The organism is Pseudomonas gozinkensis, assembly GCF_014863585.1.
GTDB classification, from domain to species: Bacteria; Pseudomonadota; Gammaproteobacteria; order Pseudomonadales; family Pseudomonadaceae; genus Aquipseudomonas; species Aquipseudomonas gozinkensis.
Genome location: NZ_CP062253.1, coordinates 6,527,773 through 6,551,055, shown reverse-complemented (window position 1 = coordinate 6,551,055; position 23,283 = coordinate 6,527,773). Strand labels below are relative to the sequence as shown.

Below are 23,283 nucleotides of genomic sequence, written 5' to 3'. Positions count from 1 at the left end.
GAGTCCCCATGGCCGTCAAGAAACGAGGTCTCGGACGAGGACTGGATGCACTGCTGAGCGGTCCGACTGTCAGCTCGCTGGAAGAACAAGCAGCACAGGCCGACAGCCGTGAGTTGCAGCACTTGCCACTGGATCTGCTGCAACGCGGCAAGTATCAGCCACGCCGGGACATGGATCCGCAGGCGCTGGAAGAACTGGCGCAGTCGATCAAGGCCCAGGGCGTGATGCAGCCGATCGTGGTTCGCCCGATTGGTGGCGGTCGTTTCGAGATCATCGCTGGTGAACGTCGCTGGCGTGCAAGTCAGCAGGCCGGACAGGAAACCATTCCTGCGATGGTCCGCGACGTGCCGGATGAAACCGCGATCGCCATTGCGCTGATCGAGAACATCCAGCGCGAAGACCTGAACCCGATCGAAGAGGCGGTGGCCCTGCAGCGTTTGCAGCAGGAGTTCCAGCTCACCCAGCAACAGGTTGCCGAGGCTGTGGGTAAGTCCCGCGTCACCGTGGCCAACCTGTTGCGCCTGATCGCGCTGCCTGAGGTCATCAAGACCATGCTGTCCCACGGCGACCTGGAAATGGGTCATGCCCGTGCATTGCTCGGTCTGCCGGACAATCAGCAGGTGGAAGGGGCGCGACATGTTGTCGCACGCGGCCTCACCGTGCGCCAAACCGAGGCACTGGTTCGTCAGTGGTTGAGTGGCAAACCGGAGCCGGTCGAGCCTGCCAAACCCGACCCGGATATCGCCCGGCTCGAACAGCGTCTGGCCGAGCGCCTAGGCTCTGCGGTGCAGATCCGCCACGGCAAGAAGGGCAAAGGCCAGTTGGTGATTGGTTACAACTCCCTCGATGAGCTTCAAGGTGTGCTCGCACACATCCGCTGAAACAATTCCTCTTGTAGCGCGCAGTCGGAAATCACTACCTGACAGTTGAATAGGGGCAGAACCGCCCCTATACTCTGCGCGCATTTTGTCGGCACAAATTATGCCAAGTTATTGAATTTCGGCAGCCGACCATTGGAGAGCAATAGTGATGGAAACCCGCAAGCCAAACCGCCTGCCGTTCCATCGCCTGGCGGTTTTTCCGGTGTTGATGGCTCAATTTGTCATTTTGCTCATTGCCGCTTTGGCGCTCTGGCAATGGCACGGAGTCGTTGCCGGATACTCGGGACTTTGCGGAGGCCTGATAGCCTTGCTGCCCAATGTTTATTTCGCTCACAAGGCATTTCGGTTTTCCGGCGCCCGAGCAGCCCAGTCCATCGTCCGGTCTTTCTATGCCGGCGAGGCAGGCAAACTGATTTTGACGGCAGTGCTGTTTGCACTGGTGTTTGCAGGTGTGAAGCCACTGGCGCCGATCGCTGTATTCGGCGCCTTCGTGCTGACTCAGTCGGTCAGCTGGTTCGCTCCCCTGCTGATGAGAACAAGACTTTCGAGACCTTAGGGCGTTTGAGGCAACCATGGCAGAAACAACCGCTTCGGGCTATATCCAGCACCACTTGCAGAACCTGACCTTCGGTCAGCTACCCAACGGCGGCTGGGGCTTTGCCCACACCGCAGCAGAAGCCAAGGAAATGGGCTTCTGGGCTTTCCACGTCGATACCCTCGGCTGGTCGGTCGCGCTGGGTCTGATCTTCGTTCTTCTTTTCCGCATGGCGGCCAAGAAGGCGACTTCCGGTCAGCCGGGTGCACTGCAGAACTTCGTTGAAGTCCTGGTCGAATTCGTCGATGGCAGCGTGAAAGACAGCTTCCATGGCCGTAGCCCGGTGATCGCACCGCTGGCACTGACCATCTTCGTCTGGGTGTTCCTGATGAACGCCGTCGACCTGGTACCGGTCGACTGGATTCCTCAGCTGGCCATCCTGATCTCCGGCGATCACCACATCCCGTTCCGCGCCGTGTCGACTACCGACCCGAACGCGACGCTGGGCATGGCGTTCTCGGTTTTCGCACTGATCATTTTCTATAGCATCAAGGTCAAGGGCCTCGGCGGCTTCATCGGCGAGCTGACCCTGCACCCGTTCGGCAGCAAGAACATCTTCGTTCAGGCGCTGCTGATTCCGGTGAACTTCCTGCTGGAATTCGTGACTCTGATCGCCAAACCGATCTCTCTGGCTCTGCGTCTGTTCGGCAACATGTATGCCGGCGAGCTGGTGTTCATCCTGATCGCTGTGATGTTCGGCAGCGGTCTGCTCTGGCTGAGCGGCCTGGGCGTTGTCCTGCAGTGGGCGTGGGCTGTGTTCCACATCCTGATCATCACCCTGCAGGCGTTCATCTTCATGATGCTGACCATCGTCTACCTGTCGATGGCGCACGAAGAAAACCATTAAGACCAGTCTCGACTAGTCTGATGTCCTTCCCGGTCAAACGGGAAGGGGCTCCTCACGGGGCACCATGAAACGATTTGTTTTACCGCTTTAATCTAAAAAACCTAAACCATACGACGTAAAAGTCGGGAGGAAAGATGGAAACTGTAGTTGGTCTAACCGCTATCGCTGTTGCACTGTTGATCGGCCTGGGCGCACTGGGTACCGCAATTGGTTTCGGCCTGCTGGGCGGCAAGTTCCTGGAAGGCGCAGCGCGTCAGCCAGAAATGGTTCCAATGCTGCAAGTTAAAATGTTCATCGTTGCCGGTCTGCTCGACGCCGTAACCATGATCGGTGTTGGTATCGCTCTGTTCTTCACCTTTGCGAACCCGTTCGTTGGTCAAATCGCTGGCTAATCATTCGGATTTTCCGAGTGATTTGGTGTGATGGACAACGTAACTGCGAGGTGTTGGCGTGAACATTAATGCGACCCTGATTGGCCAGTCCGTTGCGTTCCTGATTTTTGTACTGTTCTGCATGAAGTTCGTATGGCCTCCGGTCATCGCCGCTCTGCACGAACGTCAAAAGAAGATCGCTGATGGTCTGGACGCTGCCAGCCGTGCAGCTCGCGACCTGGAGTTGGCCCAAGAAAAAGCGGGTCAGCAACTGCGCGAAGCGAAAGCTCAGGCAGCTGAAATCATCGAGCAAGCCAAGAAACGCGGTAACCAGATTGTCGAAGAGGCCGTTGAAAAGGCCCGCGTCGACGCTGACCGTGTGAAGGTTCAGGCTCAAGCCGAGATCGAACAGGAACTGAACAGTGTCAAAGACAAGCTGCGCGCCCAAGTGGGCTTGCTGGCTGTCGGCGGCGCCGAGAAGATCCTGGGTGCCACAATCGATCAAAACGCGCACGCAGAGCTGGTTAACCAACTGGCTGCTGAAATCTAAGCGAGGGCGATCATGGCAGAACTGACCACGTTGGCCCGACCTTACGCTAAGGCGGCCTTCGAGCACGCTCAGGCCCACCAGCAACTGGCCAATTGGTCAGCCATGCTCGGCCTGGCTGCAGCGGTGTCGCAAGACGACACCATGCAGCGCGTGCTCAAGGCCCCGCGACTGACGAGCGCAGAAAAGGCCGCCACGTTCATTGACGTGTGCGGCGACAAGTTTGATGCCAAGGCACAGAACTTCATCAATGTCGTTGCCGAAAACGACCGTCTCCCGCTTCTGCCGGAGATCGCCGCTCTTTTCGACCTGTACAAGGCCGAACAAGAGAAATCGGTAGACGTTGAAGTGACCAGTGCTTTTGCATTGAACCAAGAACAGCAAGACAAACTCGCCAAGGTTCTCAGTGCACGACTCAACCGGGAAGTGCGCCTGCAAGTTGCGGAGGATGCTGCCCTTATAGGTGGTGTCGTTATCCGCGCCGGCGACCTGGTTATCGATGGCTCGATTCGCGGCAAAATCGCGAAACTTGCCGAAGCATTGAAATCTTGAGTTTGAAGGGGCAGCAGAGCAATGCAGCAACTCAATCCTTCCGAAATAAGTGAAATTATCAAGGGCCGCATCGAAAAGCTCGATGTGACCTCCCAAGCCCGTAACGAAGGCACTGTCGTCAGCGTATCTGACGGTATCGTGCGGATTCACGGTCTGGCCGACGTCATGTACGGCGAGATGATCGAGTTTCCGGGCGGCGTCTACGGTATGGCCCTCAACCTGGAGCAAGACTCCGTAGGTGCCGTTGTACTGGGCGCGTACACCAGTCTGGCTGAAGGCATGAGCGCCAAGTGCACCGGCCGCATCCTCGAAGTTCCGGTTGGTAAGGAACTGCTGGGTCGCGTTGTCGACGCACTGGGTAACCCTGTTGACGGCAAAGGTCCACTGGGCAACACCGAGACCGACGCGGTCGAGAAAGTTGCTCCGGGCGTGATCTGGCGTAAGTCGGTAGACCAGCCTGTACAGACTGGCTACAAGGCTGTCGATGCCATGATCCCTGTCGGCCGTGGCCAGCGTGAGCTGATCATCGGTGACCGTCAGATCGGTAAAACCGCTCTGGCGATCGACGCGATCATCAATCAGAAAGACAGCGGCATTTTCTGCGTCTACGTGGCAATCGGTCAGAAGCAATCGACCATCGCCAACGTGGTTCGCAAGCTGGAAGAAAACGGTGCACTGGCTAACACCATCATCGTTGCAGCGAGCGCTTCGGAATCTGCAGCACTGCAATTCCTGGCTCCGTACTCCGGTTGCACCATGGGTGAATTCTTCCGCGACCGCGGTGAAGACGCGCTGATCGTTTATGACGATCTGTCCAAGCAAGCAGTGGCTTACCGCCAGATTTCCCTGCTGCTGCGCCGTCCACCAGGCCGTGAAGCTTACCCGGGCGACGTGTTCTATCTCCACTCCCGTCTGCTGGAGCGCGCATCCCGCGTTTCGGAAGAGTACGTAGAGAAGTTCACCAACGGCGCAGTGACCGGCAAAACCGGTTCCCTGACCGCACTGCCGATCATCGAAACCCAGGCTGGCGACGTTTCCGCGTTCGTTCCGACCAACGTGATTTCCATCACCGACGGTCAGATCTTCCTGGAATCGGCCATGTTCAACTCGGGCATCCGCCCTGCAGTGAACGCCGGTGTTTCGGTATCCCGTGTGGGTGGTGCCGCTCAGACCAAGATCATCAAGAAGCTGTCCGGTGGTATCCGTACCGCTCTGGCTCAGTACCGTGAACTGGCGGCATTCGCCCAGTTCGCTTCTGACCTGGACGAAGCGACCCGCAAGCAACTTGAGCATGGTCAGCGCGTTACCGAGCTGATGAAGCAGAAGCAATACGCACCTATGTCGATCGCTGACATGGCGCTGTCGCTGTATGCCGCTGAGCGTGGGTTCCTGACTGACATTGAAATCGCCAAGATCGGCAGCTTCGAACAAGCGCTGATTGCTTTCTTCAACCGCGATCACGCCGATTTGATGGCGAAGATCAACGTTAAAGGTGACTTCAATGACGAAATCGACGCTGGCCTGAAGGCTGGTATCGAGAAGTTCAAGGCCACCCAAACCTGGTAAGCCGCAGCGGGAGCCGCAAGGCTCCCGCTTGCTAACCTGATAGGTGTTACATGGCAGGCGCAAAAGAGATTCGCAGTAAGATTGCGAGCATCAAAAGCACGCAAAAAATTACCAGCGCCATGGAAAAAGTGGCGGTCAGCAAAATGCGCAAGGCACAAATGCGCATGGCTGCTAGCCGTCCTTATGCGGAGCGTATCCGCCAGGTAATTGGGCATCTGGCCAACGCCAACCCGGAATACCGCCACCCGTTCATGATCGATCGCGAAGTAAAGCGCGTCGGTTATGTCGTGGTGAGCAGTGACCGTGGTCTGTGCGGCGGCTTGAACACCAACCTGTTCAAGGCCCTGGTCAAGGACATGGCGGTAAACCGCGAAAACGGCGTCGAGATCGATCTGTGTGTCGTTGGTAGCAAGGGTGCGGCCTTTTTCCGCAACTTCGGCGGTAACGTCGTTGCAGCTATCAGCCACCTGGGTGAAGAGCCGTCGATCAATGATCTGATCGGCAGCGTCAAGGTGATGCTGGATGCCTACCTGGACGGCCGTATCGACCGCCTGTCCGTGGTATCCAACAAGTTCATCAACACCATGACACAACAGCCTACCGTGGAGCAGTTGATTCCACTGGTGGCAACCCCGGATCAGGAACTCAAGCACCACTGGGACTACCTCTACGAACCAGACGCCAAAGAGCTGCTTGACGGCTTGATGGTGCGTTACGTGGAGTCGCAGGTGTACCAGGCGGTGGTCGAGAACAACGCGGCTGAACAGGCTGCGCGGATGATCGCGATGAAGAACGCTACCGACAACGCCGGTGATTTGATCAGCGATTTGCAGCTGATCTACAACAAGGCGCGTCAGGCTGCGATCACCCAAGAGATCTCGGAAATCGTCGGCGGCGCTGCCGCGGTTTAACGGTTCAAATATTCAGAGGATCCAGCTATGAGTAGCGGACGTATCGTTCAAATCATCGGCGCCGTTATCGACGTGGAATTCCCACGCGACAGCGTACCGAGCATCTACGACGCCTTGAAGGTTCAAGGCGCCGAAACCACTCTGGAAGTTCAGCAGCAGCTGGGCGACGGCGTGGTTCGTACCATTGCGATGGGCTCCACCGAAGGCTTGAAGCGCGGTCTGGACGTCAACAACACTGGCGCAGCCATCTCCGTACCGGTCGGTAAAGCGACTCTGGGCCGGATCATGGACGTACTGGGCAACCCGATCGACGAAGCTGGTCCGATCGGCGAAGAAGAGCGCTGGGGTATCCACCGCGCCGCTCCTTCCTTCGCTGAACAAGCCGGTGGCAACGAGCTGCTGGAAACAGGCATCAAGGTTATCGACCTGGTTTGCCCGTTCGCCAAGGGCGGTAAAGTCGGTCTGTTCGGTGGTGCCGGTGTAGGCAAGACCGTAAACATGATGGAACTGATCCGTAACATCGCCATCGAGCACAGCGGTTATTCCGTGTTCGCCGGTGTGGGTGAGCGTACTCGTGAGGGTAACGACTTCTACCACGAGATGAAGGACTCCAACGTTCTCGACAAGGTAGCCCTGGTCTACGGTCAGATGAACGAGCCACCGGGAAACCGTCTGCGCGTAGCGCTGACCGGTCTGACCATGGCCGAGAAGTTCCGTGACGAAGGTAACGACGTTCTGCTGTTCGTCGACAACATCTATCGTTACACCCTGGCCGGTACCGAAGTATCCGCACTGCTGGGCCGTATGCCTTCGGCAGTAGGTTACCAGCCGACCCTGGCTGAAGAGATGGGCGTGCTGCAAGAGCGCATCACTTCGACCAAGCAAGGTTCGATTACTTCGATCCAGGCCGTATACGTACCAGCGGACGACTTGACTGACCCGTCGCCAGCGACCACGTTTGCTCACCTGGACGCCACCGTCGTTCTGTCCCGTGACATCGCTTCCCTGGGTATCTACCCGGCGGTAGACCCACTGGACTCGACTTCGCGTCAGCTGGACCCGAACGTGATCGGCAACGATCACTACGAGACCGCTCGTGGTGTTCAGTACGTGCTGCAGCGTTACAAAGAGCTGAAGGACATCATCGCGATCCTGGGTATGGACGAGCTGTCGGAAGCCGACAAGCAGTTGGTAAACCGTGCTCGTAAGATCCAGCGCTTCTTGTCGCAGCCGTTCTTCGTGGCTGAAGTCTTCACCGGTGCTTCGGGTAAATATGTTTCCCTGAAAGACACCATTGCTGGCTTCAAAGGCATCCTCAACGGTGACTACGACCACCTGCCAGAACAAGCGTTCTACATGGTCGGCGGCATCGAAGAAGCGATCGAGAAAGCCAAGAAACTGTAATCCCGGCGCCCGGCAACGGGCGCTAATTTAGGTTGAGGCAATCAGATGGCTATGACAGTCCATTGCGATATCGTCAGCGCGGAAGGAGAAATCTTTTCCGGCCTGGTCGAGATGGTGATTGCGCACGGTGCTCTGGGTGATCTTGGTATCGCTCTGGGCCACGCGCCGCTGATCACGAATCTCAAGCCGGGTCCGATCCGCCTGATCAAGCAAGGCGGGGAAGCCGAGGTGTTCTACATCTCCGGTGGTTTCCTCGAGGTTCAGCCGAACATGGTCAAGGTGCTTGCCGATACCGTGCAACGTGCCGCCGACCTGGATGAAGCTCAGGCTCAAGCAGCTCTCAAGGCTGCCGAAGCTGCTCTGCACGAGAAGAGCGCAGATTTCGACTACGGAGCTGCGTCCGCACGTCTGGCCGAGGCTGCAGCTCAGCTGCGCACCGTCCAGCAGATCCGCAAGAAGTTTGGCGGTTAATCCGTCAGTCACTTGTTGTGCGATTGATAAAAAAGGGTAGCCTCGGCTACCCTTTTTTCTTTTCAGAATTCTACAAACCCGGTCGCAGTTGCTGACCACCCAGGATTGGTAGCCAGTCATGTCTCTTGAAATCGTAATCCTCGCGGCCGGTCAAGGCACCCGCATGCGCTCCGCGCTGCCAAAAGTGCTTCACCCGATTGCCGGCGATTCCATGCTCGGTCATGTTATCCACAGCGCCCGTCAACTTGATCCGCAACGCATTCATGTCGTCATCGGCCACGGTGCCGATGTGGTGCGAGAGCGTCTGGCCGCTGACGACCTGAATTTCGTGCTGCAGGACAAGCAACTGGGCACCGGCCACGCCACCGCCCAGGCTGTTCCCTTCATCACCGCCGATACCGTACTGATTCTCTACGGCGATGTGCCGTTGATCGAAGTCGAGACCCTGCAGCGTCTGCTCAAGCACGTCGTGCCCGGGCAGATGGGTTTGCTCACCGTCGAGCTGGACGATCCGACCGGTTATGGCCGCATCGTTCGCGACGCCGATGGCAAGGTTGCCGCCATCGTCGAGCACAAGGACGCCAGCGAAGCGCAGCGGGCGATCACCGAAGGCAACACTGGCATTCTGGCAGTACCGGCCAACCGCCTGGCGGACTGGATGAGTCGCCTGTCGAACAACAATGTTCAGGGCGAGTATTACCTGACCGACGTCATCGAGATGGCGGTCAGCGATGGCCTGACCGTCGCTACCGAACAGCCGCACGATCCGATGGAAGTGCAGGGCGCCAACGATCGTAAACAGCTGTCCGAGCTGGAGCGTCATTACCAGTTGCGCGCCGGTCGTCGTCTGATGGCTCAGGGTGTCACCCTGCGTGACCCGGCGCGCTTTGATGTGCGTGGCGAAGTGACCGTGGGTCGCGATGTGCTGATCGATATCAACGTGATTCTCGAAGGCAAGGTCGTTATCGAGGATGACGTAGTCATCGGCCCGAACTGCGTGATCAAGGACAGTACCCTGCGCAAAGGCGTGGTAATCAAGGCCAACAGTCACATCGAAGGCGCGGAGTTGGGCGAAGGTAGCGATGCCGGTCCGTTTGCCCGTCTGCGTCCGGGGACCGTTCTGGAGGCCCGCGCCCATGTGGGTAACTTTGTCGAGCTGAAGAATGCCCGCATGGGCGAGGGCGCCAAGGCCGGCCACCTGACTTACCTGGGCGATGCCGAGATCGGTGCCCGCACCAACATCGGTGCCGGCACCATCACCTGCAACTACGACGGTGCCAACAAATGGAAAACCGTATTGGGTGAGGATGTGTTCATCGGCTCGAACAACTCGTTGGTGGCACCTGTGGATATCTCTGCCGGTGCGACCACCGCAGCCGGTTCGACCATCACCCAGAATGTGGATAACGCGCAGTTGGCAGTTGGCCGGGCGCGGCAAAAGAACATCGATGGCTGGAAGCGGCCGGAGAAGATCAAAAAGAGCTGAGTTATCCACAACGCTCGATTCAAAAAAAGACCGCCGCCAGCGGTCTTTTTTATGGGCGTCGGCTTGACGATTTGCACCTGATAGGTTTTGATTGCTTCTGTTATCTTTCGAATCGAAACTTAAACAGTCATGTCGAAACGCAACACACCTCAGCGCCGTCACAACATTCTGGCTTTGCTCAACGAGCAGGGCGAAGTGAGTGTGGATGAACTGGCCAAGCGCTTCGAAACTTCGGAAGTTACGATTCGCAAGGATCTCGCCGCCCTGGAAAGTCATGGCTTGTTGCTGCGTCGCTACGGCGGAGCCATCACCATGCCTCAGGAACTGGTGGCAGACACTAGCCTCAACGTTTCCAAATACAAGCAGGCGATCGCCCGCGCCGCGGTTACGCGCATCCGCGAGCATGCCCGCATCATCATCGACAGCGGCAGCACTACCGCCGCCATGATTCCCGAGCTCGGCCAACAGCCGGGGCTGGTGGTGATGACCAACTCGCTGCACGTGGCCAACGCCCTGAGCGAGCTCGAACACGAGCCTGTGCTGCTGATGACCGGCGGCACCTGGGATCCGCACTCGGAATCCTTTCAGGGCCAGGTCGCCGAGCAGGTACTACGCTCTTACGACTTCGACCAGTTGTTTATCGGTGCCGATGGCATCGACCTGGTGCGTGGCACCACCACGTTCAACGAATTACTGGGCCTGAGCCGGGTGATGGCGGAAGTGGCGCGGGAAGTGATCGTGATGGTCGAGGCCGACAAGATCGGCCGCAAGATTCCCAACCTGGAGCTGCCATGGAGCAGTGTCCATACCCTAATTACCGATGATCGCCTGCCTTTAGATGCACGGGATCAGATTCAGGCTCGCGGTATCAACTTGATTTGCGCGACTGTCAGTCAGGAGAAATAAGCATGTGTGGAATTGTCGGCGCCGTTGCTGAACGTAATATCACCGCCATCCTGCTCGAAGGCCTCAAGCGCCTGGAATACCGGGGCTATGACAGTGCGGGCGTGGCTGTCTTGACCAATGACGGAACCCTCGAGCGCACGCGCCGGGTGGGCAAGGTCAGTGAACTGGATGCTGCGCTCGCCGAGCACCCACTGGTCGGTCGTCTCGGTATCGCCCACACACGCTGGGCAACCCATGGTGCGCCGAACGAACGTAACGCCCACCCGCATTTCTCCGGCGACATCGCCGTGGTGCACAACGGCATCATCGAAAATCACGAAGCGCTGCGCGAACAACTCAAGGCGCTGGGTTACGTGTTCACCTCGGACACCGACACCGAAGTCATCGCCCACCTGCTCACCCACAAACTCAAGGATCTGCACGACCTGACCGTCGCTCTCAAGGCCACCGTCAAGGAACTGCACGGTGCTTACGGTCTGGCGGTGATTAACGCACAGCAGCCGGACCGTCTGGTCGCTGCCCGCAGCGGCAGCCCGCTGGTGATTGGTCTGGGCCTGGGCGAGAACTTTCTCGCCTCCGATCAGTTGGCTTTGCGTCAGGTCACCGACCGCTTCATGTACCTGGAAGAGGGCGATATCGCCGAGATCCGCCGTGACAGCGTGCAGATCTGGGACGTGAACGACCAGGCGGTCGAGCGCCAGACCGTGCAGTACAGCGATGGCGCCGAAGCCGCAGAGAAGGGCGAGTACCGCCACTACATGCTCAAGGAAATCCACGAGCAACCGGTCGTGGTGCAACGCACTCTGGAAGGTCGTCTGAGCGAGAATCAGGTTCTGGTACAAGCCTTCGGCCCGCAGGCCGCCGAGCTGTTCGCCAAGGTGCGCAACGTGCAGATCGTGGCGTGCGGCACCAGCTACCACGCCGGCATGGTTGCCCGTTACTGGCTCGAAGAGCTGGCCGGCATTCCGTGTCAGGTCGAAGTCGCCAGCGAGTTCCGCTACCGCAAGGTGGTGGTGCAGCCGGACACCCTGTTCGTCACCATCTCCCAGTCCGGCGAAACCGCCGACACCCTGGCCGCCCTGCGCAACGCCAAGGAACTGGGCTTCCTCGCCAGCCTGGCGATCTGCAACGTCGGCATCAGTTCGCTGGTGCGTGAATCCGACCTGACCCTGTTGACTCAGGCCGGTCGTGAAATCGGCGTGGCCTCGACCAAAGCGTTCACCACGCAACTGGTTGGCCTGCTGTTGCTGACGCTGTCCCTGGGCCAGGTACGTGGCTCGCTGGCCGAAGGTGTCGAAGCGAAGCTGGTCGAAGAATTGCGCCGTCTGCCAACCCGCCTCGGCGAAGCCCTGGCGATGGACGGCACCGTAGAGAAGATTGCCGAGCTGTTCGCCGAGAAAAACCACACACTGTTCCTGGGCCGTGGCGCGCAATTCCCGGTGGCGATGGAGGGTGCCTTGAAGCTCAAGGAAATCTCGTACATCCACGCCGAAGCCTACCCGGCCGGGGAACTGAAACACGGCCCGCTGGCGCTTGTGGATAACGACATGCCGGTGGTCACCGTTGCACCAAACAACGAACTGCTGGAGAAGCTCAAGTCCAACCTGCAGGAAGTCCGTGCCCGCGGCGGCGAACTGATCGTTTTCGCCGACGAAAAAGCCGGGATGACCAACGGCGAAGGCACCCACGTGGTGCAGATGCCGCACATCCACGACATCCTGTCGCCGATCCTCTACACCATTCCGCTGCAACTGCTGTCGTACTACGTCGCTGTGCTCAAAGGCACTGACGTGGATCAGCCGCGTAACCTGGCGAAGTCGGTGACGGTGGAATAAGTTATCCACAGTTGATCACCCCATGAAATCGCAGCTTCGGCTGCGATTTTTTTATCCGGATCGAGGGCACCATGGATCGCTTCCAGGAAATGCAGGTTTTCGCCATCGTCGCCCAGGAGCAGGGCTTTTCCGCTGCCGCGCGGCGCTTGGGTCTGTCGGCGGCCAGCGTGACCCGGGCGGTGGCGGCGCTGGAGCAGCGGATCGGCACGCAGTTGTTGATCCGCACCACTCGCAGCGTGCATTTGAGCGAAGCAGGTCTGCGCTACCTGGAAGACTGTCGGAGGATTCTCGCCGAAGTGCAGGAAGCGGAGGATTCCGCTGCCGGCAGTCATACCCAGCCCCGTGGGCAGTTGACGGTGACGGCCCCCGTGTTGTTCGGCGAATTGTTTGTCACGCCGGTAATGGCGCGTTATCTGACGCAATACCCGGACGTTTACATCAATGCCCTGCTGCTCGATCGAGTGGTGAGCATGGTCGAGGAGGGCGTCGACGTCGCGGTACGCATCGGCGAGTTGCCGGACAGCAATCAGCATGCGATCCGGGTCGGCGAGGTGCGGCGGGTGATTTGCGGTTCGCCCGGTTACTTTGCCGTTCATGGTCGGCCGAAGCATCCGCAGGCACTGGCGGGGGCGCCGGTGGTGGCGACTTCGGCCATCGGCCAGCAGCGCAGTTGGCCATTCATGGAACACGGTGAGCTCATTGGCGTAAAACCGGAGCCGCGTCTGGTGGTCACCGCCAATCAGGCTGCGATCACGGCGGCGTCGCTGGGCCTGGGGCTGACCCGGGTGCTGTCTTATCAGGTGGCCAGCAGAGTCGCTTCCGGGGAATTGGAAATTGTTCTCGCCGAATTTGAATTGCCTGCTTTGCCGATCCACGTGGTGTATCAGGGCGGGCGCAAGGCGCCAGCGCGGATACGCAGTTTTGTCGATTTCATCGTGCAGGCGTTGCGTGAACATCCGGCGCTGAAAAACGCTGCGTTATTTCATCAGGAGAAATAATGGATTGCGTTTGCTGGTGATTCTGTTGTTTTCGCGATGAGGGGAAGATGGCTGCCACGGCCGCCGTCCATCCTGAACGGCGCATTCGTTCAGCGGAGTCGACCATGCAAGCGATCAAACTCTACAACTTCCCGCGTTCCGGCCACGCCCATCGCGTCGAGCTGATGCTGTCCCTGCTGCAATTGCCGACCGAGCTGATATTTGTCGACCTTGCCAAGGGCGAGCACAAACAGCCCGGCTACCTGGCCATCAACAGCTTCGGGCAAGTGCCGGCCATCGATGACAACGGTGTGGTGCTGGCCGACTCCAACGCGATCCTCGTCTACCTGGCACAGAAATACGGCAATGGCCGTTGGCTGCCAAGCGATCCGGTCGGTGCCGCACATGTGCAGCGCTGGCTGTCGGCCGCTGCCGGGCCGATTGCTTTCGGTCCTGCCGCCGCCCGCCTGATCACGGTGTTCGGGGCGAAGTTCAACCCTGAGGAAGTCATCACCCGTGCGCACAATTTTCTCAAGGTGATGGATGTGGAACTGGGCAAAACCCCATATCTGGTGGGTAGCGAGCCGACCATTGCCGACGTCTCGGCCTACAGTTACATCGCCCATGCGCCGGAAGGCAATGTGTCGCTGGACGACTACGCTAACGTTCGCGCCTGGCTCTCACGCATCGAAGCGCTGCCCGGTTTTGTCGGTATGCCGCGCACCGTCGCCGGCCTGCAAACGACCGCCTGACATTGATCATCCACACTGCGCCGACGGTGCAGGGGAGAGGCTGAGATGGAACGTTCACCGTGGCACGCTGGCGAGCAACAATTGCAGGCCCATGTCGGCGTTGCCGAGCGCATGGAGGAATTCGGTCGCAAGGTGATTCGCACCTGGATGCCGGATCAGCACCGCCAGTTCTATCAGCAATTGCCCTTCATGCTGTACGGCGCGGTGGATGCCGAGGGGCGTCCCTGGGCCAGCATGCTGGAAGGCGAACCGGGGTTCGCCCACTCTCCCGAGCCGACGCAACTGCAATTCGCCAGTCTGCCGGCTGCCGATGATCCGGCGCAGTTGCAGGATGGTGCCGCGATCGGCCTGCTCGGCATCGAGTTGCATACCCGCCGGCGCAATCGTCTCAATGGCCATATTGGCAGCCTCGGGGCGGATGGCTTTGGGGTGACGGTGGATCAGTCGTTCGGCAACTGCCCGCAATACATTCAGTTGCGCCAGTTTCAGCGGGTGCCACTGACGGATCCGCACACCCGCAAGGCCGAACACCGTGACAGCCTCGATGACGCCGCCATTGCGCTGATCGAAAGCGCCGACACCTTCTTCGTCGCCAGTTATGTCGATGTCGATGGCGAGCGTTCGGTCGACGTTTCTCACCGGGGCGGTCAGCCAGGTTTTGTGCGGATCGAAGGCAATCGCCTGACGATTCCGGATTTCGCTGGCAACCTGCATTTCAATACGTTGGGCAATCTGCTCCTCAATCCGCTCGCTGGTTTGCTGTTCATCGACTTTTCCACAGGCGATGTGCTGCAGCTCAGCGGCCGTACCGAAGTCATTCTCGAGGCGCCGCAGATCGAGGCCTTTCAGGGCGCCGAACGGTTGTGGACGTTCGAGGTGGAAAAACTGGTCCGGCGACCTGCGGCATTGGCACTGCGCTGGCGTTTCGACGGGATGTCTCCCACCAGTCTGCTGACCGGTAACTGGGCCCAGGCCGATGCACGTTTGCAGGCCAAGGCATTGGGTGACAGCTGGCGGCCATTGCGCGTGGCAAGGATTGAAATGGAAAGCCGCCACATCCGCTCGATCTATCTGGAACCGGACGACGGTGCGGGACTGCCGGTGTTTCTCGCCGGGCAGCATCTGCCGCTGCGGTTCAACCTCGATGGCGAGGTGCACATTCGCACTTACAGCCTGTCGGGCGCGCCGTCGGATGATTTCTTCCGGATCAGCGTGAAGCGCGAAGGTCGGGTATCGACGCACCTGCACGAACAGATTCGTGTCGGCGATGTGCTGGAAGCGCGTTTGCCTCAGGGGCATTTCACTGTAGCGGCACTGGAGCGTCGTCCACTGGTGCTGCTGGCGGCCGGAGTCGGCATCACGCCGTTGCTGTCGATGCTGCGTGAGGTGGTCTATCAGGGCCTGCGGACGCGGCGGATTCGTCCGACCCTGTTTGTCCAGAGTTCCCGCAGCCTCGCCGATCAGCCGTTTCGTGCGGAGCTGGACCGGTTACTGGAGGATGCCGGTGACGCCGTGAAGGTGTTGCGAGTGCTCAGCCAGCCGGAGGACGATCTGGTCGAAGGAAAAGATTTCGACCTGCGCGGCCGCATTGATGGCGATCTGTTGCGCAATCTGCTGACCGACGAGGACTTCGATCAGGTCGACTTCGTGCTCTGCGGTCCCGGTGGTTTTACCCAGGGTCTCTACGACACTCTGCGGGAAATGGATGTGCGGGACGCCCAGATCCACGCGGAAACCTTCGGCCCTTCGACTCTCAAGCGCCAACCCGATCCGGATGCGATCGTGATGGAACAACCGCCGGCTGCGACCACGTCGGTGCCGGTGGTGTTCGACCGTTCGGCCAAGGAAGCGCGCTGGCAGCCCGATGGCGGCAGCCTGCTGGAGCTGGCGGAAAGCCGTGGGCTGCGTCCGGAATTCAGTTGCCGCGGTGGTTCATGCGGCACCTGCAAGACACGATTGATCAGTGGCGCGGTGAATTATCCACAGCCTCCGGCCGAAGTGCCGGAGGAAGGGCAGGTGCTGATTTGCTGCGCAGTGCCGGCGCAGAGTGCCCAGCCGCTGGTGCTGGATTTGTAGGGGATCAGGCGTAGGACAACGCCTTTTCCTCCAGCAGCTCCTGATACAGCTCGGTCCATTTGCGGCCCATTTCATCGGCTGTGAATAACTGCCGATAGCGGGCCTCCGCCTTGAGGCCCATTTCGGCGGCGCGGGCCGGGTTTTCCCACAGGGTGCGCATCGCTTCGCGAAACGCCTGTGGATGACTCGGCGGCACCACCAGTCCGGTTTCGTTGTGGATATTGATGAAGCTGGTGCCGGTGCCGATCTCGCTGGAGATCATCGGTTTGCCATACATCGCGCCTTCGAGCAGCGAAATGCCGAACGCCTCCGAGCGCAGGTGCGACGGGAAGACAATGGCGTAGCTCAGTTGCAGCAGGGCGACCTTGTCCTCATCGCTCAGACGGCCGAGGAAATGGATGTTGCGCAGGCCCAGCGCAGCGGCCTGGGCGTGCAGTTCCTGTTCCAGCGGACCCGCGCCAACGATCACCACCGGGTAGTCCACGTCTTTCAAGGCATCGAGCAGGATGTGCAGGCCCTTGTAGTAGCGCATCACCCCGACGAACAGGAAAAACTTATCCCCAAGCTGCTGGCGCCAGCGGTTCATGCGCTCGACGTCGGGCTGTGGATAACCCGCCTTGTTCAAGCCATAAGGGATGACGCGGGTCTTTTCCTGGAACTGCTGCAACACATCGCTGGTGTGCAGGTAGTTCGGCGAGGCCGCGACAATCCGGTCGGCGCTGGCGAGGAAACGGTTCATCAACGGACGATAGAGTTTGAGCAGGTGCTTCTGGCGAATGATGTCCGAGTGGTACGTCACCACCGTCGGTTTGTTCACGCCGCTGGCGAAATGCACCAGGTCCATGAACGGCCACGGGAAGTGATAGTTGATCACGTCGGCTTCGGCGGCCAGTTCGCGAAACTGCTTGAACACGCTCCAGGAAAAACCGGTGGAGGCGAACTGGATATCCAGTCTGGCCCGATGCACTTCGTGCTGGCCGAGACGCACCACCGCCGGCTCTGGATTGGCGCTGAGGGTCAGCACCTGGCCGTCGATGCCGTGCTGGGCGCCGCTCTCGCAGAGTTGAAAGATGACTTGCTCGATACCGCCGACCGAGTCAGGCAGGTAAGTCTTGAAAAAATGGAGAACTCGCATTCAACCTCCCATGGCCTGGTGGTAGGCGCCGGCCGTGGCCTGCGCGCAACGCTTCCAGGAAAAAAGCCGTGCCTGCTGCAATCCGGCTTCCCGGCATGCCTGCCAGTGCGCTCGATCATCGATCAGTCGGCTCATCGCATCACGCAAGCCGTCTGCATCGTCAGCTTCAATATAGTTGCCGGCGTCCCCCGCGACTTCCGGCATGGCCGATGAGCGCGTGAGCACCACTGGCGTGCCGCTGGCCATCGCTTCCAGCACTGGCAGGCCGAAACCTTCATACAGCGAAGGAAAAATCAGTGCCCGGGCGCCGGCCAGCAGTTGGGCCACGTGCTCATCGGGCAAGTAACCGAGCAGGCAAACGTGCCCGCAGGCCAGCGCCTGCTGCAGTTCCTCACTGAACTGGTCGCGCTGCCAGCCGGCCATGCCGACGATCAACAGCGGAAAACGCTGACGCACCAGGTCCGGCAACAGCGCGTGGGCGCGCAGGGCCAGGTTCAGGTTCTTGCGCGGCTCCAGGGTGCCGACGCAGAGGAAATACTCCCGGTACTCGACCGCATGGGCCTTGAGCACCCCATCGATGTCTTGCGGCTCGCGCGGATGGAAACGCTCGGCGACACCCAGCGGCGCGACCACGAAGCGCTCGGCGGGCAGTCCGAAATGATCCCGGGCCTCGTCAGCGATGGCTTGTGAGTCGGTCAGAATGATCTGCGCCTGGCGTACGCCGTCGGCGAGTCGTCGCTCGATTTCCCGCAGCCGCGCCGGTGGCTGGGTCTCGGGGAAATGCAGATGCGTAAGATCGTGCAGGGTAATCACGGTCGGGCCATCGAAGGCCAGCGGCCACAGGCTCGGTTCGTGATACAGATCGACCGGCTGCGCGGGGCCCTGATCGAAGCGCTTCTGCTCCAGCCAGCGGCGTGCCTGATAGGCGCCGGGGATCTGCCGCAGCAGCGGCGTCAGGCGCGAATAGCCGGGCATCGCTGCTTCCGGCAGTTGCGAACTCCAGCCCCAGCCGTGAAACAGCGCCACTTCGATATCAGTTTCAGCGTGCAAGGCGCTCACCAGTTCGGCGACGTAATGGCCGATGCCGGTGCGCGGCGCCTGAAGGATGCGGGCGTTAAGGGCTATGCGCATGTTGCCTCGCTGGCACCTGAGGTGCCTCCAGCACATGGCGTGCGGTACGCTCGGCCAGTTGCGCGCTGGCTTCACGCCAGCCGATCCATTGCCAGTCGCTGACGTCACGTTCGGCCGGGAAGCGGCCGCTGCGCTCAAAGGTCTGCACCAGCTCTGCGAGGCTTTGCGGCGATTGCAGATCGAAATACGTCATGAACTCACCGCCGATCTCGCGAAACACCGGAATGTCGCTGCCCATCGCTGGCAGCCCGCGCTGCATGGCTTCCACCAGCGGCAGGCCAAAACCTTCGACGAACGACGGAAACACCAGCGCGCTGGCATGGGCGTAGGCGTATTCGAGGCTTGTGTCGCTCAAGTCGTTGAACATGAACAGGCGCCGGTTCAGCTCGGGATGATTGCGGATCCGGGCAAGCAGTGCGTCGCACTTCCAGCCGATGCGGCCGGCGATGCATAACCGGGCTTTCGAGCCCTTCGCCCAGGCATGGTCGAAGGCATCCAGCAAGTAGTCGTGGTTCTTGCGCGGCTCGATGGTGCTGACCATCAGGAACACTGGCTCCGGTGTGGCGAACAGCCGTTCCAGACGCGGTTCGACGGACGCTTCGACGCTCTGCAGATCCAGCTCCGAACCGAGGTGAAAGTAGTCGAACCAGCGTTTGCCGAGTTGTGCCGAACCAAGGCGACGTTGCAGTTCTGTCCGCACCTGATCGCGCACCGTCGCGGATATGGCCATGAAGCCGTCGGCGTTGCGGGCGATCCAGTCGAACCACTCGCTGTAAACTTCCACCAGCCGCGTGTCGTAGAACTGCGGGTGGGACAGGGGAATCAGATCGTAGATCACCGCAACGATGCCCAGACCTTCCTGTTTGAGGCGCTCGGCATCGAGGAAAAAGTCCGAGTGCCAGGATGAATCCAGCAGCACAAGGTGATCGCCCGCTTGGTGTTGCAGCGGTTCACAGCGTTGAGGCAATTGATAGCGATTGACCTGCCCGACCAGCCGCAGCGGTATCCCGAATGCACCGAACGAGGTCAGGCGATAGCCGACATACAAAAGGCGTCGTGCCATTTTTGTGTGGCAATGCGTGTCCAGCCGCTGATGCAGTTGCCAGAAGCGATGGGCCAGCCGTTCCAGGCGCTCGCCAAACGTGACGATGGCATTGAACAGCGGCGAATCCAGCGGCGCCAGACGCTTCACACGGTATAGCTGGCCCTTGAGCAGGACCACCGGTACGCATTCGACGCCTTCGGCACTCGCCGGCAACTGTTTGATGACGTTGCGCACCACCCGCTGGATCCCCGAATTGACCTTCGGGTGTTTGAACACGTGGGTGCATTCGACCAGCAGGCGGGTCATGGCGCACGCTCCGCGAGGCTGTCCGCATGGCGGGTGATCGAGGTGCTGGCGCCCAGCCAGGAACAGCCGACGAAATCTTCCTCACGGTTGTTGATCACGTGGAACACCAGGCCGTAGTCACGCCATTCGAAGTTGCGGTCCAGGTGTGAATCCAGCCGCGACAGGCTCAGGGCCACGGAGTAATTGCCCTTGCCCAGGCCCATGACGAAAGCGAAGCGATAGGTGATGTGCTCGCCCGCACGCAGGTCTTCCAGCGCCTGGTTCTGGCGATGGGTGTTGATGCCGTACATGGCCTGGCCGAGGCGATCCTTGATCATGAAGCCCAGCACCAGCCGTTCGATGTCCTGGCGGATTTCCACCTCGACTTCCAGCGTCACCGGCTGACCGACTTCGGCGGCTTCGATAGAGCGTTCGCGTTCATCGAGCAGACGCACGCTGAGGATGCCGGCCTCGCCGGTGCCGGACACGGTACGCACCTGGCCGCCGTCGAGCAGTTCCTGGCGCACGGTCTGGCCTTCGCGTTCGGCGAGCAGGGCGTTGTAGTAATCCATGACCGCTTCGGGCTTGTCGTGCATGGCCATGTGGCCGCCTTCGAGCAGGATCGCCGAGTCGCAGATCGACTGGATCGCCGAGCGGTCATGGGACACGATCAGCAGCGTAGTACCGGCCTTGCGGAAGCTGCGGATGCGGTCGAAGCTCTTGTGCTGGAAGTAGGCATCGCCCACCGACAGTGCTTCGTCGACGATCAGGATGTCGGGGCGGCGCGCGGTGGCGACGCTGAAGGCCAGGCGCATCTGCATGCCGCTGGAGTAAGTGCGCACCGGGTGATCGATGGCCTCGCCGATTTCCGCGAAGCGTTCGATGTCCGGCATCAGCGCTTCGATTTCCTCGACCGGCATGCCCAGCAGTTGCCCGGCCATCACCGCGTTCTGCCGGCCGGTAAAGTCCGGGTGAAAGCCCATGCCCAGTTCCAGCAGCGCCGCGACCCGGCCTTCGAGCTGAATCTGGCCGCAGGTCGGTTGAGTGGTGCCGGTGATCATTTTCAGCAGGGTGCTTTTGCCGGCGCCGTTGACCCCGACAATGCCCACCGCTTCACCGGGGGCGATTTCGAAATTGATGTCCTGCAGCACCCAGTGCTGGCGATGGCGCATCGGCGAAAACGGGATCAGCCATTCGGCCAAGCGACTCCAGCGGGTGGGGTACTGCTTGTAGGCCTTGCCCAGGCCCGTAACGCGTATGTGCCCCATCAGAGTTCATCCACCATTTCGCCGACCCGCCGGCGGAACAGGCGCAGACCGACCGCGCACAACAGCAGACCGATCACGAAGATCGGCAGCAGCGAACTCCACACCGGCCACTGCCCGTAGAGAAACAGGTTCTGGTAACTGCCGATCAGGTTGGTCAGCGGATTGAGCTGCAACAGGCGCTGCACCCACTCGGGCAGGATGCTCAACGGGTACACGATCGGCGTCAGCCAGAACCAGAATTGCAGGCAGATGGCGAACAACTGTCCGACATCACGAAAAAAGACGTTGAGCACGCCGAGGATCATGCCCAGCCCGGCGCAGAACAGCACTTGCAGCGCCAGCAGCGGCACCAGGGCCAGCAGGGCCATGCCCGGCCAGCGCCCGGTGATCAGCAGGAACCCGAGGAACAGGCCGATGATGATCGAGAAGTTGATGCCGGCATTGAGCAGCACGATCACCGGCAGGCAGAGGCGCGGGAAGCTGATTTTCTTCAGCAGGTTGGCGTTCTCCAGAAACATGTTCTGGCTGCGCAGGGTGATTTCCGAGAACAGGCCCCAGGTCAGCAGCCCGGCGCACAGGTAGACGCTGTAGGCCATGCCGTCGTCCACGCCGGGCAGACGGGCGCGCATGATGTGAGAAAAGATCACCGTGTACACGATGATCATCGACAGCGGGTTGAGTACCGTCCACAGCGCGCCGAACAGCGAATTGCGATACCGCGCTTGAAACTCCCGCTTGACGCTACCGAGGATGAAACCCCGATAGTCGTGCAGCGAGCGGTACAGGGAAAGCAGCATTCACACCGTCCTGCCGTATTGGTCTTCGAAGCGGACGATGTCGTCCTCTCCCAGGTATTCGCCACTTTGCACTTCGATGATCACCAGGTCGATCACGCCGGGGTTTTCCAGCCGGTGCTTGTGACCGGCGGCGATGAACGTCGATTCGTTCTTCGCCACCAGGGTCGTGCCGCTGCCGTTGTTGGTGACCTTGGCCATGCCTTCGACCACCACCCAGTGTTCATTGCGGTGATGGTGCATCTGCAACGACAGCTTGCCGCCGGGTTTGACCACGATGCGCTTGATCTTGAAGCGCGGGCCTTCCTCGAGCACGGTGTAGGTGCCCCACGGACGGCTGACCGTACGGTGCAGGCGATAGGCTTCGTGGGATTTGTCCTTGAGCTGCTTGGCCACGCGCCGCACATCCTGCGCACGGTCGGCGTGGGCCACCAGCACGGCGTCGGCGGTGTCGATGACGATCAGGTCTTCCACACCGACAGCGGCCACCAGCCGGCCTTCGCTTTGAACGAAATTGTTGCGGCTGTCGATGAAGATCGCCTCGCCGCTGGCGCGGTTGTTATCGGCGTCGGCCGGCACCAGCGCGGCGACCGCGCCCCACGAACCGATATCGCTCCAGTCGAAACCGGCGGGCACCACCACGACTTTCTCCGAGCGTTCCATCAACGCGTAGTCGATGGAAATGTCGGTGATTTCGGCGAACAACTGCGCGGACAGTTCCTGTTGCAGACAGCCGACGGTTTCCACCGGTTCGCTGGCGGCCATGCAGGCGCGGGTCTGTTCCAGCAACTCGGGAGCGTGCAGCTCCAGCTCGGCGATCAGGGTCGCGGTGGTGAAACAGAACATCCCCGAGTTCCACAGGAAGTTGCCGCTCTCCAGATAATGGGTGGCGGTCTGCAGGTCGGGTTTTTCCACGAAACGCTGCACCTTGGCCGCGCCTCGGGCATCCAGCGGGGCGCCGGTCTCGATGTAGCCGAAGCCGGTTTCCGGTGCGGTCGGCACTACGCCGAAAGTCACCAGATAACCGTCCTTCGCCAGATTGACCGCATGCTCGACCGCGCTTTTGAGCGCTTCTTCGTTGACGATCAAATGGTCGGCGGGCATTACCACCATGATCGCTGCATCACCGTGCAGGGCTTGCAGCGACAGCGCCGCCGCCGCGATGGCTGGCGCGGTGTTGCGCCCGGTAGGTTCGAGCAGGAAGTGCCCACGATGCCGGGAAAGGCGCGCGGCCTGATAGTGATCCTTGCTCTGGAAGTAGTACTCGCGGTTGGTCACCGTGACGATGTCGCCCCAGCCGTCCAGCAGGCCGGCGGCGCGCCGGTACGTCTTGCCCAGCAACGACTGGCCGTCGGGCAGGGTCATGAACGGCTTGGGGTGGCCCTCGCGGGACACCGGCCACAAACGGGTGCCGGCACCGCCGGACAGAATCACGGGGATCAGCATGG

At 60.3% G+C, this 23,283-nt stretch carries 22 protein-coding genes; 16 read left to right on the top strand and 6 right to left on the bottom strand.

The window, feature by feature from the left end; genetic code table 11:
* The first annotated feature begins 8 nt into the window (after positions 1-8).
* The 16 genes from IHQ43_RS29355 to IHQ43_RS29280 all read left to right on the top strand — a co-directional run bounded on the left by IHQ43_RS29355 (position 9) and on the right by IHQ43_RS29280 (position 16,177).
* On the top strand, positions 9-881 hold the full coding sequence (locus IHQ43_RS29355) for a ParB/RepB/Spo0J family partition protein (protein WP_011336720.1): 873 nt from the start codon (positions 9-11) through the stop codon (positions 879-881).
* A gap of 148 nt (positions 882-1,029) precedes the next feature.
* Entirely contained in the window at positions 1,030-1,437 is a 408-nt protein-coding gene (locus tag IHQ43_RS29350) for a F0F1 ATP synthase subunit I (protein WP_003229783.1), read from the top strand.
* 16 nt (positions 1,438-1,453) lie between these two features.
* Positions 1,454-2,323, top strand: a complete 870-nt coding sequence (gene atpB, locus IHQ43_RS29345) for a F0F1 ATP synthase subunit A (RefSeq protein ID WP_007954148.1) — start codon at positions 1,454-1,456, stop codon at positions 2,321-2,323.
* Between the two features lie 134 nt (positions 2,324-2,457).
* Positions 2,458-2,715: a F0F1 ATP synthase subunit C gene (atpE, locus tag IHQ43_RS29340; RefSeq protein WP_003097235.1), complete on the top strand. Its 258-nt coding sequence runs from the start codon at positions 2,458-2,460 to the stop codon at positions 2,713-2,715.
* Positions 2,716-2,773: 58 nt separating this feature from the next.
* Positions 2,774-3,244 carry a F0F1 ATP synthase subunit B gene (locus IHQ43_RS29335; protein WP_007954149.1) on the top strand — a complete coding sequence of 157 codons (471 nt, stop codon included), beginning with the start codon at positions 2,774-2,776 and terminating at the stop codon, positions 3,242-3,244.
* Positions 3,245-3,256: 12 nt separating this feature from the next.
* Complete coding sequence (locus IHQ43_RS29330) at positions 3,257-3,793, top strand: F0F1 ATP synthase subunit delta (RefSeq protein ID WP_007911956.1); 537 nt, start codon at positions 3,257-3,259, stop codon at positions 3,791-3,793.
* Positions 3,794-3,814: 21 nt separating this feature from the next.
* Positions 3,815-5,359 carry a F0F1 ATP synthase subunit alpha gene (gene atpA / locus IHQ43_RS29325; protein ID WP_041073579.1) on the top strand — a complete coding sequence of 515 codons (1,545 nt, stop codon included), beginning with the start codon at positions 3,815-3,817 and terminating at the stop codon, positions 5,357-5,359.
* Positions 5,360-5,409: 50 nt separating this feature from the next.
* Entirely contained in the window at positions 5,410-6,270 is an 861-nt protein-coding gene (gene atpG, locus IHQ43_RS29320) for a F0F1 ATP synthase subunit gamma (RefSeq protein WP_007954161.1), read from the top strand.
* A gap of 27 nt (positions 6,271-6,297) precedes the next feature.
* On the top strand, positions 6,298-7,674 hold the full coding sequence (gene atpD, locus IHQ43_RS29315; protein WP_007954162.1) for a F0F1 ATP synthase subunit beta: 1,377 nt from the start codon (positions 6,298-6,300) through the stop codon (positions 7,672-7,674).
* A gap of 45 nt (positions 7,675-7,719) precedes the next feature.
* On the top strand, positions 7,720-8,145 hold the full coding sequence (locus IHQ43_RS29310) for a F0F1 ATP synthase subunit epsilon (protein ID WP_007954164.1): 426 nt from the start codon (positions 7,720-7,722) through the stop codon (positions 8,143-8,145).
* Positions 8,146-8,263: 118 nt separating this feature from the next.
* Positions 8,264-9,631 carry a bifunctional UDP-N-acetylglucosamine diphosphorylase/glucosamine-1-phosphate N-acetyltransferase GlmU gene (gene glmU, locus IHQ43_RS29305; RefSeq protein WP_192562936.1) on the top strand — a complete coding sequence of 456 codons (1,368 nt, stop codon included), beginning with the start codon at positions 8,264-8,266 and terminating at the stop codon, positions 9,629-9,631.
* Between the two features lie 129 nt (positions 9,632-9,760).
* Positions 9,761-10,537, top strand: a complete 777-nt coding sequence (locus IHQ43_RS29300; RefSeq protein ID WP_192562935.1) for a DeoR/GlpR family DNA-binding transcription regulator — start codon at positions 9,761-9,763, stop codon at positions 10,535-10,537.
* A gap of 2 nt (positions 10,538-10,539) precedes the next feature.
* Positions 10,540-12,372: a glutamine--fructose-6-phosphate transaminase (isomerizing) gene (glmS, locus tag IHQ43_RS29295; protein ID WP_192562934.1), complete on the top strand. Its 1,833-nt coding sequence runs from the start codon at positions 10,540-10,542 to the stop codon at positions 12,370-12,372.
* Between the two features lie 71 nt (positions 12,373-12,443).
* Positions 12,444-13,370, top strand: coding sequence for a LysR family transcriptional regulator (locus IHQ43_RS29290; RefSeq protein ID WP_192562933.1), 927 nt, complete (start codon positions 12,444-12,446; stop codon positions 13,368-13,370).
* Positions 13,371-13,474: 104 nt separating this feature from the next.
* Positions 13,475-14,101: a glutathione S-transferase family protein gene (locus IHQ43_RS29285; protein ID WP_192562932.1), complete on the top strand. Its 627-nt coding sequence runs from the start codon at positions 13,475-13,477 to the stop codon at positions 14,099-14,101.
* Positions 14,102-14,146: 45 nt separating this feature from the next.
* Positions 14,147-16,177, top strand: a complete 2,031-nt coding sequence (locus tag IHQ43_RS29280) for a 2Fe-2S iron-sulfur cluster-binding protein (protein WP_192562931.1) — start codon at positions 14,147-14,149, stop codon at positions 16,175-16,177.
* 4 nt (positions 16,178-16,181) lie between these two features.
* On the opposite strand, the gene IHQ43_RS29275 is transcribed toward IHQ43_RS29280, so the two are convergent.
* From IHQ43_RS29275 to IHQ43_RS29250, 6 genes are read right to left on the bottom strand one after another with little or no spacing between them, the layout of a single operon-like run.
* A complete protein-coding gene (locus tag IHQ43_RS29275; RefSeq protein ID WP_192562930.1) occupies positions 16,182-17,312 on the bottom strand; it encodes a glycosyltransferase family 4 protein in 1,131 nt (376 codons plus the stop codon).
* Positions 17,313-18,443, bottom strand: a complete 1,131-nt coding sequence (locus tag IHQ43_RS29270; protein ID WP_192562929.1) for a glycosyltransferase family 4 protein — start codon at positions 18,441-18,443, stop codon at positions 17,313-17,315. It abuts the gene before it with no gap.
* Positions 18,427-19,794 carry a glycosyltransferase family 4 protein gene (locus tag IHQ43_RS29265; RefSeq protein WP_192562928.1) on the bottom strand — a complete coding sequence of 456 codons (1,368 nt, stop codon included), beginning with the start codon at positions 19,792-19,794 and terminating at the stop codon, positions 18,427-18,429. The genes IHQ43_RS29270 and IHQ43_RS29265 overlap by 17 nt, the downstream gene beginning before the upstream one ends.
* The gene (locus IHQ43_RS29260; protein WP_192562927.1) at positions 19,791-21,041 is read right to left on the bottom strand and encodes an ABC transporter ATP-binding protein; all 1,251 of its coding nucleotides are present in this window, start codon (positions 21,039-21,041) and stop codon (positions 19,791-19,793) included. Before IHQ43_RS29260 ends, IHQ43_RS29265 begins: the two co-directional genes overlap by 4 nt.
* Positions 21,041-21,838, bottom strand: a complete 798-nt coding sequence (locus tag IHQ43_RS29255) for an ABC transporter permease (RefSeq protein WP_192562926.1) — start codon at positions 21,836-21,838, stop codon at positions 21,041-21,043. Before IHQ43_RS29255 ends, IHQ43_RS29260 begins: the two co-directional genes overlap by 1 nt.
* Positions 21,839-23,281, bottom strand: coding sequence for a mannose-1-phosphate guanylyltransferase/mannose-6-phosphate isomerase (locus IHQ43_RS29250; RefSeq protein WP_192562925.1), 1,443 nt, complete (start codon positions 23,279-23,281; stop codon positions 21,839-21,841).
* Positions 23,282-23,283: the final 2 nt, after the last annotated feature.

What these genes read in the sequence shown, in the direction of transcription:
- IHQ43_RS29290 (WP_192562933.1), top strand. Translation starts at nt 12,444, where the DNA reads ATGGATCGCTTCCAGGAAATGCAGGTTTTCGCCATCGTCGCCCAGGAG.
- atpE (WP_003097235.1), top strand. Translation starts at nt 2,458, where the DNA reads ATGGAAACTGTAGTTGGTCTAACCGCTATCGCTGTTGCACTGTTGATC.
- IHQ43_RS29250 (WP_192562925.1), bottom strand. Translation starts at nt 23,281, where the DNA reads ATGCTGATCCCCGTGATTCTGTCCGGCGGTGCCGGCACCCGTTTGTGG.
- glmU (WP_192562936.1), top strand. Translation starts at nt 8,264, where the DNA reads ATGTCTCTTGAAATCGTAATCCTCGCGGCCGGTCAAGGCACCCGCATG.
- atpG (WP_007954161.1), top strand. Translation starts at nt 5,410, where the DNA reads ATGGCAGGCGCAAAAGAGATTCGCAGTAAGATTGCGAGCATCAAAAGC.
- IHQ43_RS29310 (WP_007954164.1), top strand. Translation starts at nt 7,720, where the DNA reads ATGGCTATGACAGTCCATTGCGATATCGTCAGCGCGGAAGGAGAAATC.
- IHQ43_RS29285 (WP_192562932.1), top strand. Translation starts at nt 13,475, where the DNA reads ATGCAAGCGATCAAACTCTACAACTTCCCGCGTTCCGGCCACGCCCAT.
- atpB (WP_007954148.1), top strand. Translation starts at nt 1,454, where the DNA reads ATGGCAGAAACAACCGCTTCGGGCTATATCCAGCACCACTTGCAGAAC.
- glmS (WP_192562934.1), top strand. Translation starts at nt 10,540, where the DNA reads ATGTGTGGAATTGTCGGCGCCGTTGCTGAACGTAATATCACCGCCATC.
- atpD (WP_007954162.1), top strand. Translation starts at nt 6,298, where the DNA reads ATGAGTAGCGGACGTATCGTTCAAATCATCGGCGCCGTTATCGACGTG.
- IHQ43_RS29350 (WP_003229783.1), top strand. Translation starts at nt 1,030, where the DNA reads ATGGAAACCCGCAAGCCAAACCGCCTGCCGTTCCATCGCCTGGCGGTT.
- IHQ43_RS29280 (WP_192562931.1), top strand. Translation starts at nt 14,147, where the DNA reads ATGGAACGTTCACCGTGGCACGCTGGCGAGCAACAATTGCAGGCCCAT.
- IHQ43_RS29270 (WP_192562929.1), bottom strand. Translation starts at nt 18,443, where the DNA reads ATGCGCATAGCCCTTAACGCCCGCATCCTTCAGGCGCCGCGCACCGGC.
- IHQ43_RS29275 (WP_192562930.1), bottom strand. Translation starts at nt 17,312, where the DNA reads ATGCGAGTTCTCCATTTTTTCAAGACTTACCTGCCTGACTCGGTCGGC.
- IHQ43_RS29255 (WP_192562926.1), bottom strand. Translation starts at nt 21,838, where the DNA reads ATGCTGCTTTCCCTGTACCGCTCGCTGCACGACTATCGGGGTTTCATC.
- IHQ43_RS29260 (WP_192562927.1), bottom strand. Translation starts at nt 21,041, where the DNA reads ATGGGGCACATACGCGTTACGGGCCTGGGCAAGGCCTACAAGCAGTAC.
- IHQ43_RS29355 (WP_011336720.1), top strand. Translation starts at nt 9, where the DNA reads ATGGCCGTCAAGAAACGAGGTCTCGGACGAGGACTGGATGCACTGCTG.
- IHQ43_RS29265 (WP_192562928.1), bottom strand. Translation starts at nt 19,794, where the DNA reads ATGACCCGCCTGCTGGTCGAATGCACCCACGTGTTCAAACACCCGAAG.
- IHQ43_RS29330 (WP_007911956.1), top strand. Translation starts at nt 3,257, where the DNA reads ATGGCAGAACTGACCACGTTGGCCCGACCTTACGCTAAGGCGGCCTTC.
- IHQ43_RS29300 (WP_192562935.1), top strand. Translation starts at nt 9,761, where the DNA reads ATGTCGAAACGCAACACACCTCAGCGCCGTCACAACATTCTGGCTTTG.
- atpA (WP_041073579.1), top strand. Translation starts at nt 3,815, where the DNA reads ATGCAGCAACTCAATCCTTCCGAAATAAGTGAAATTATCAAGGGCCGC.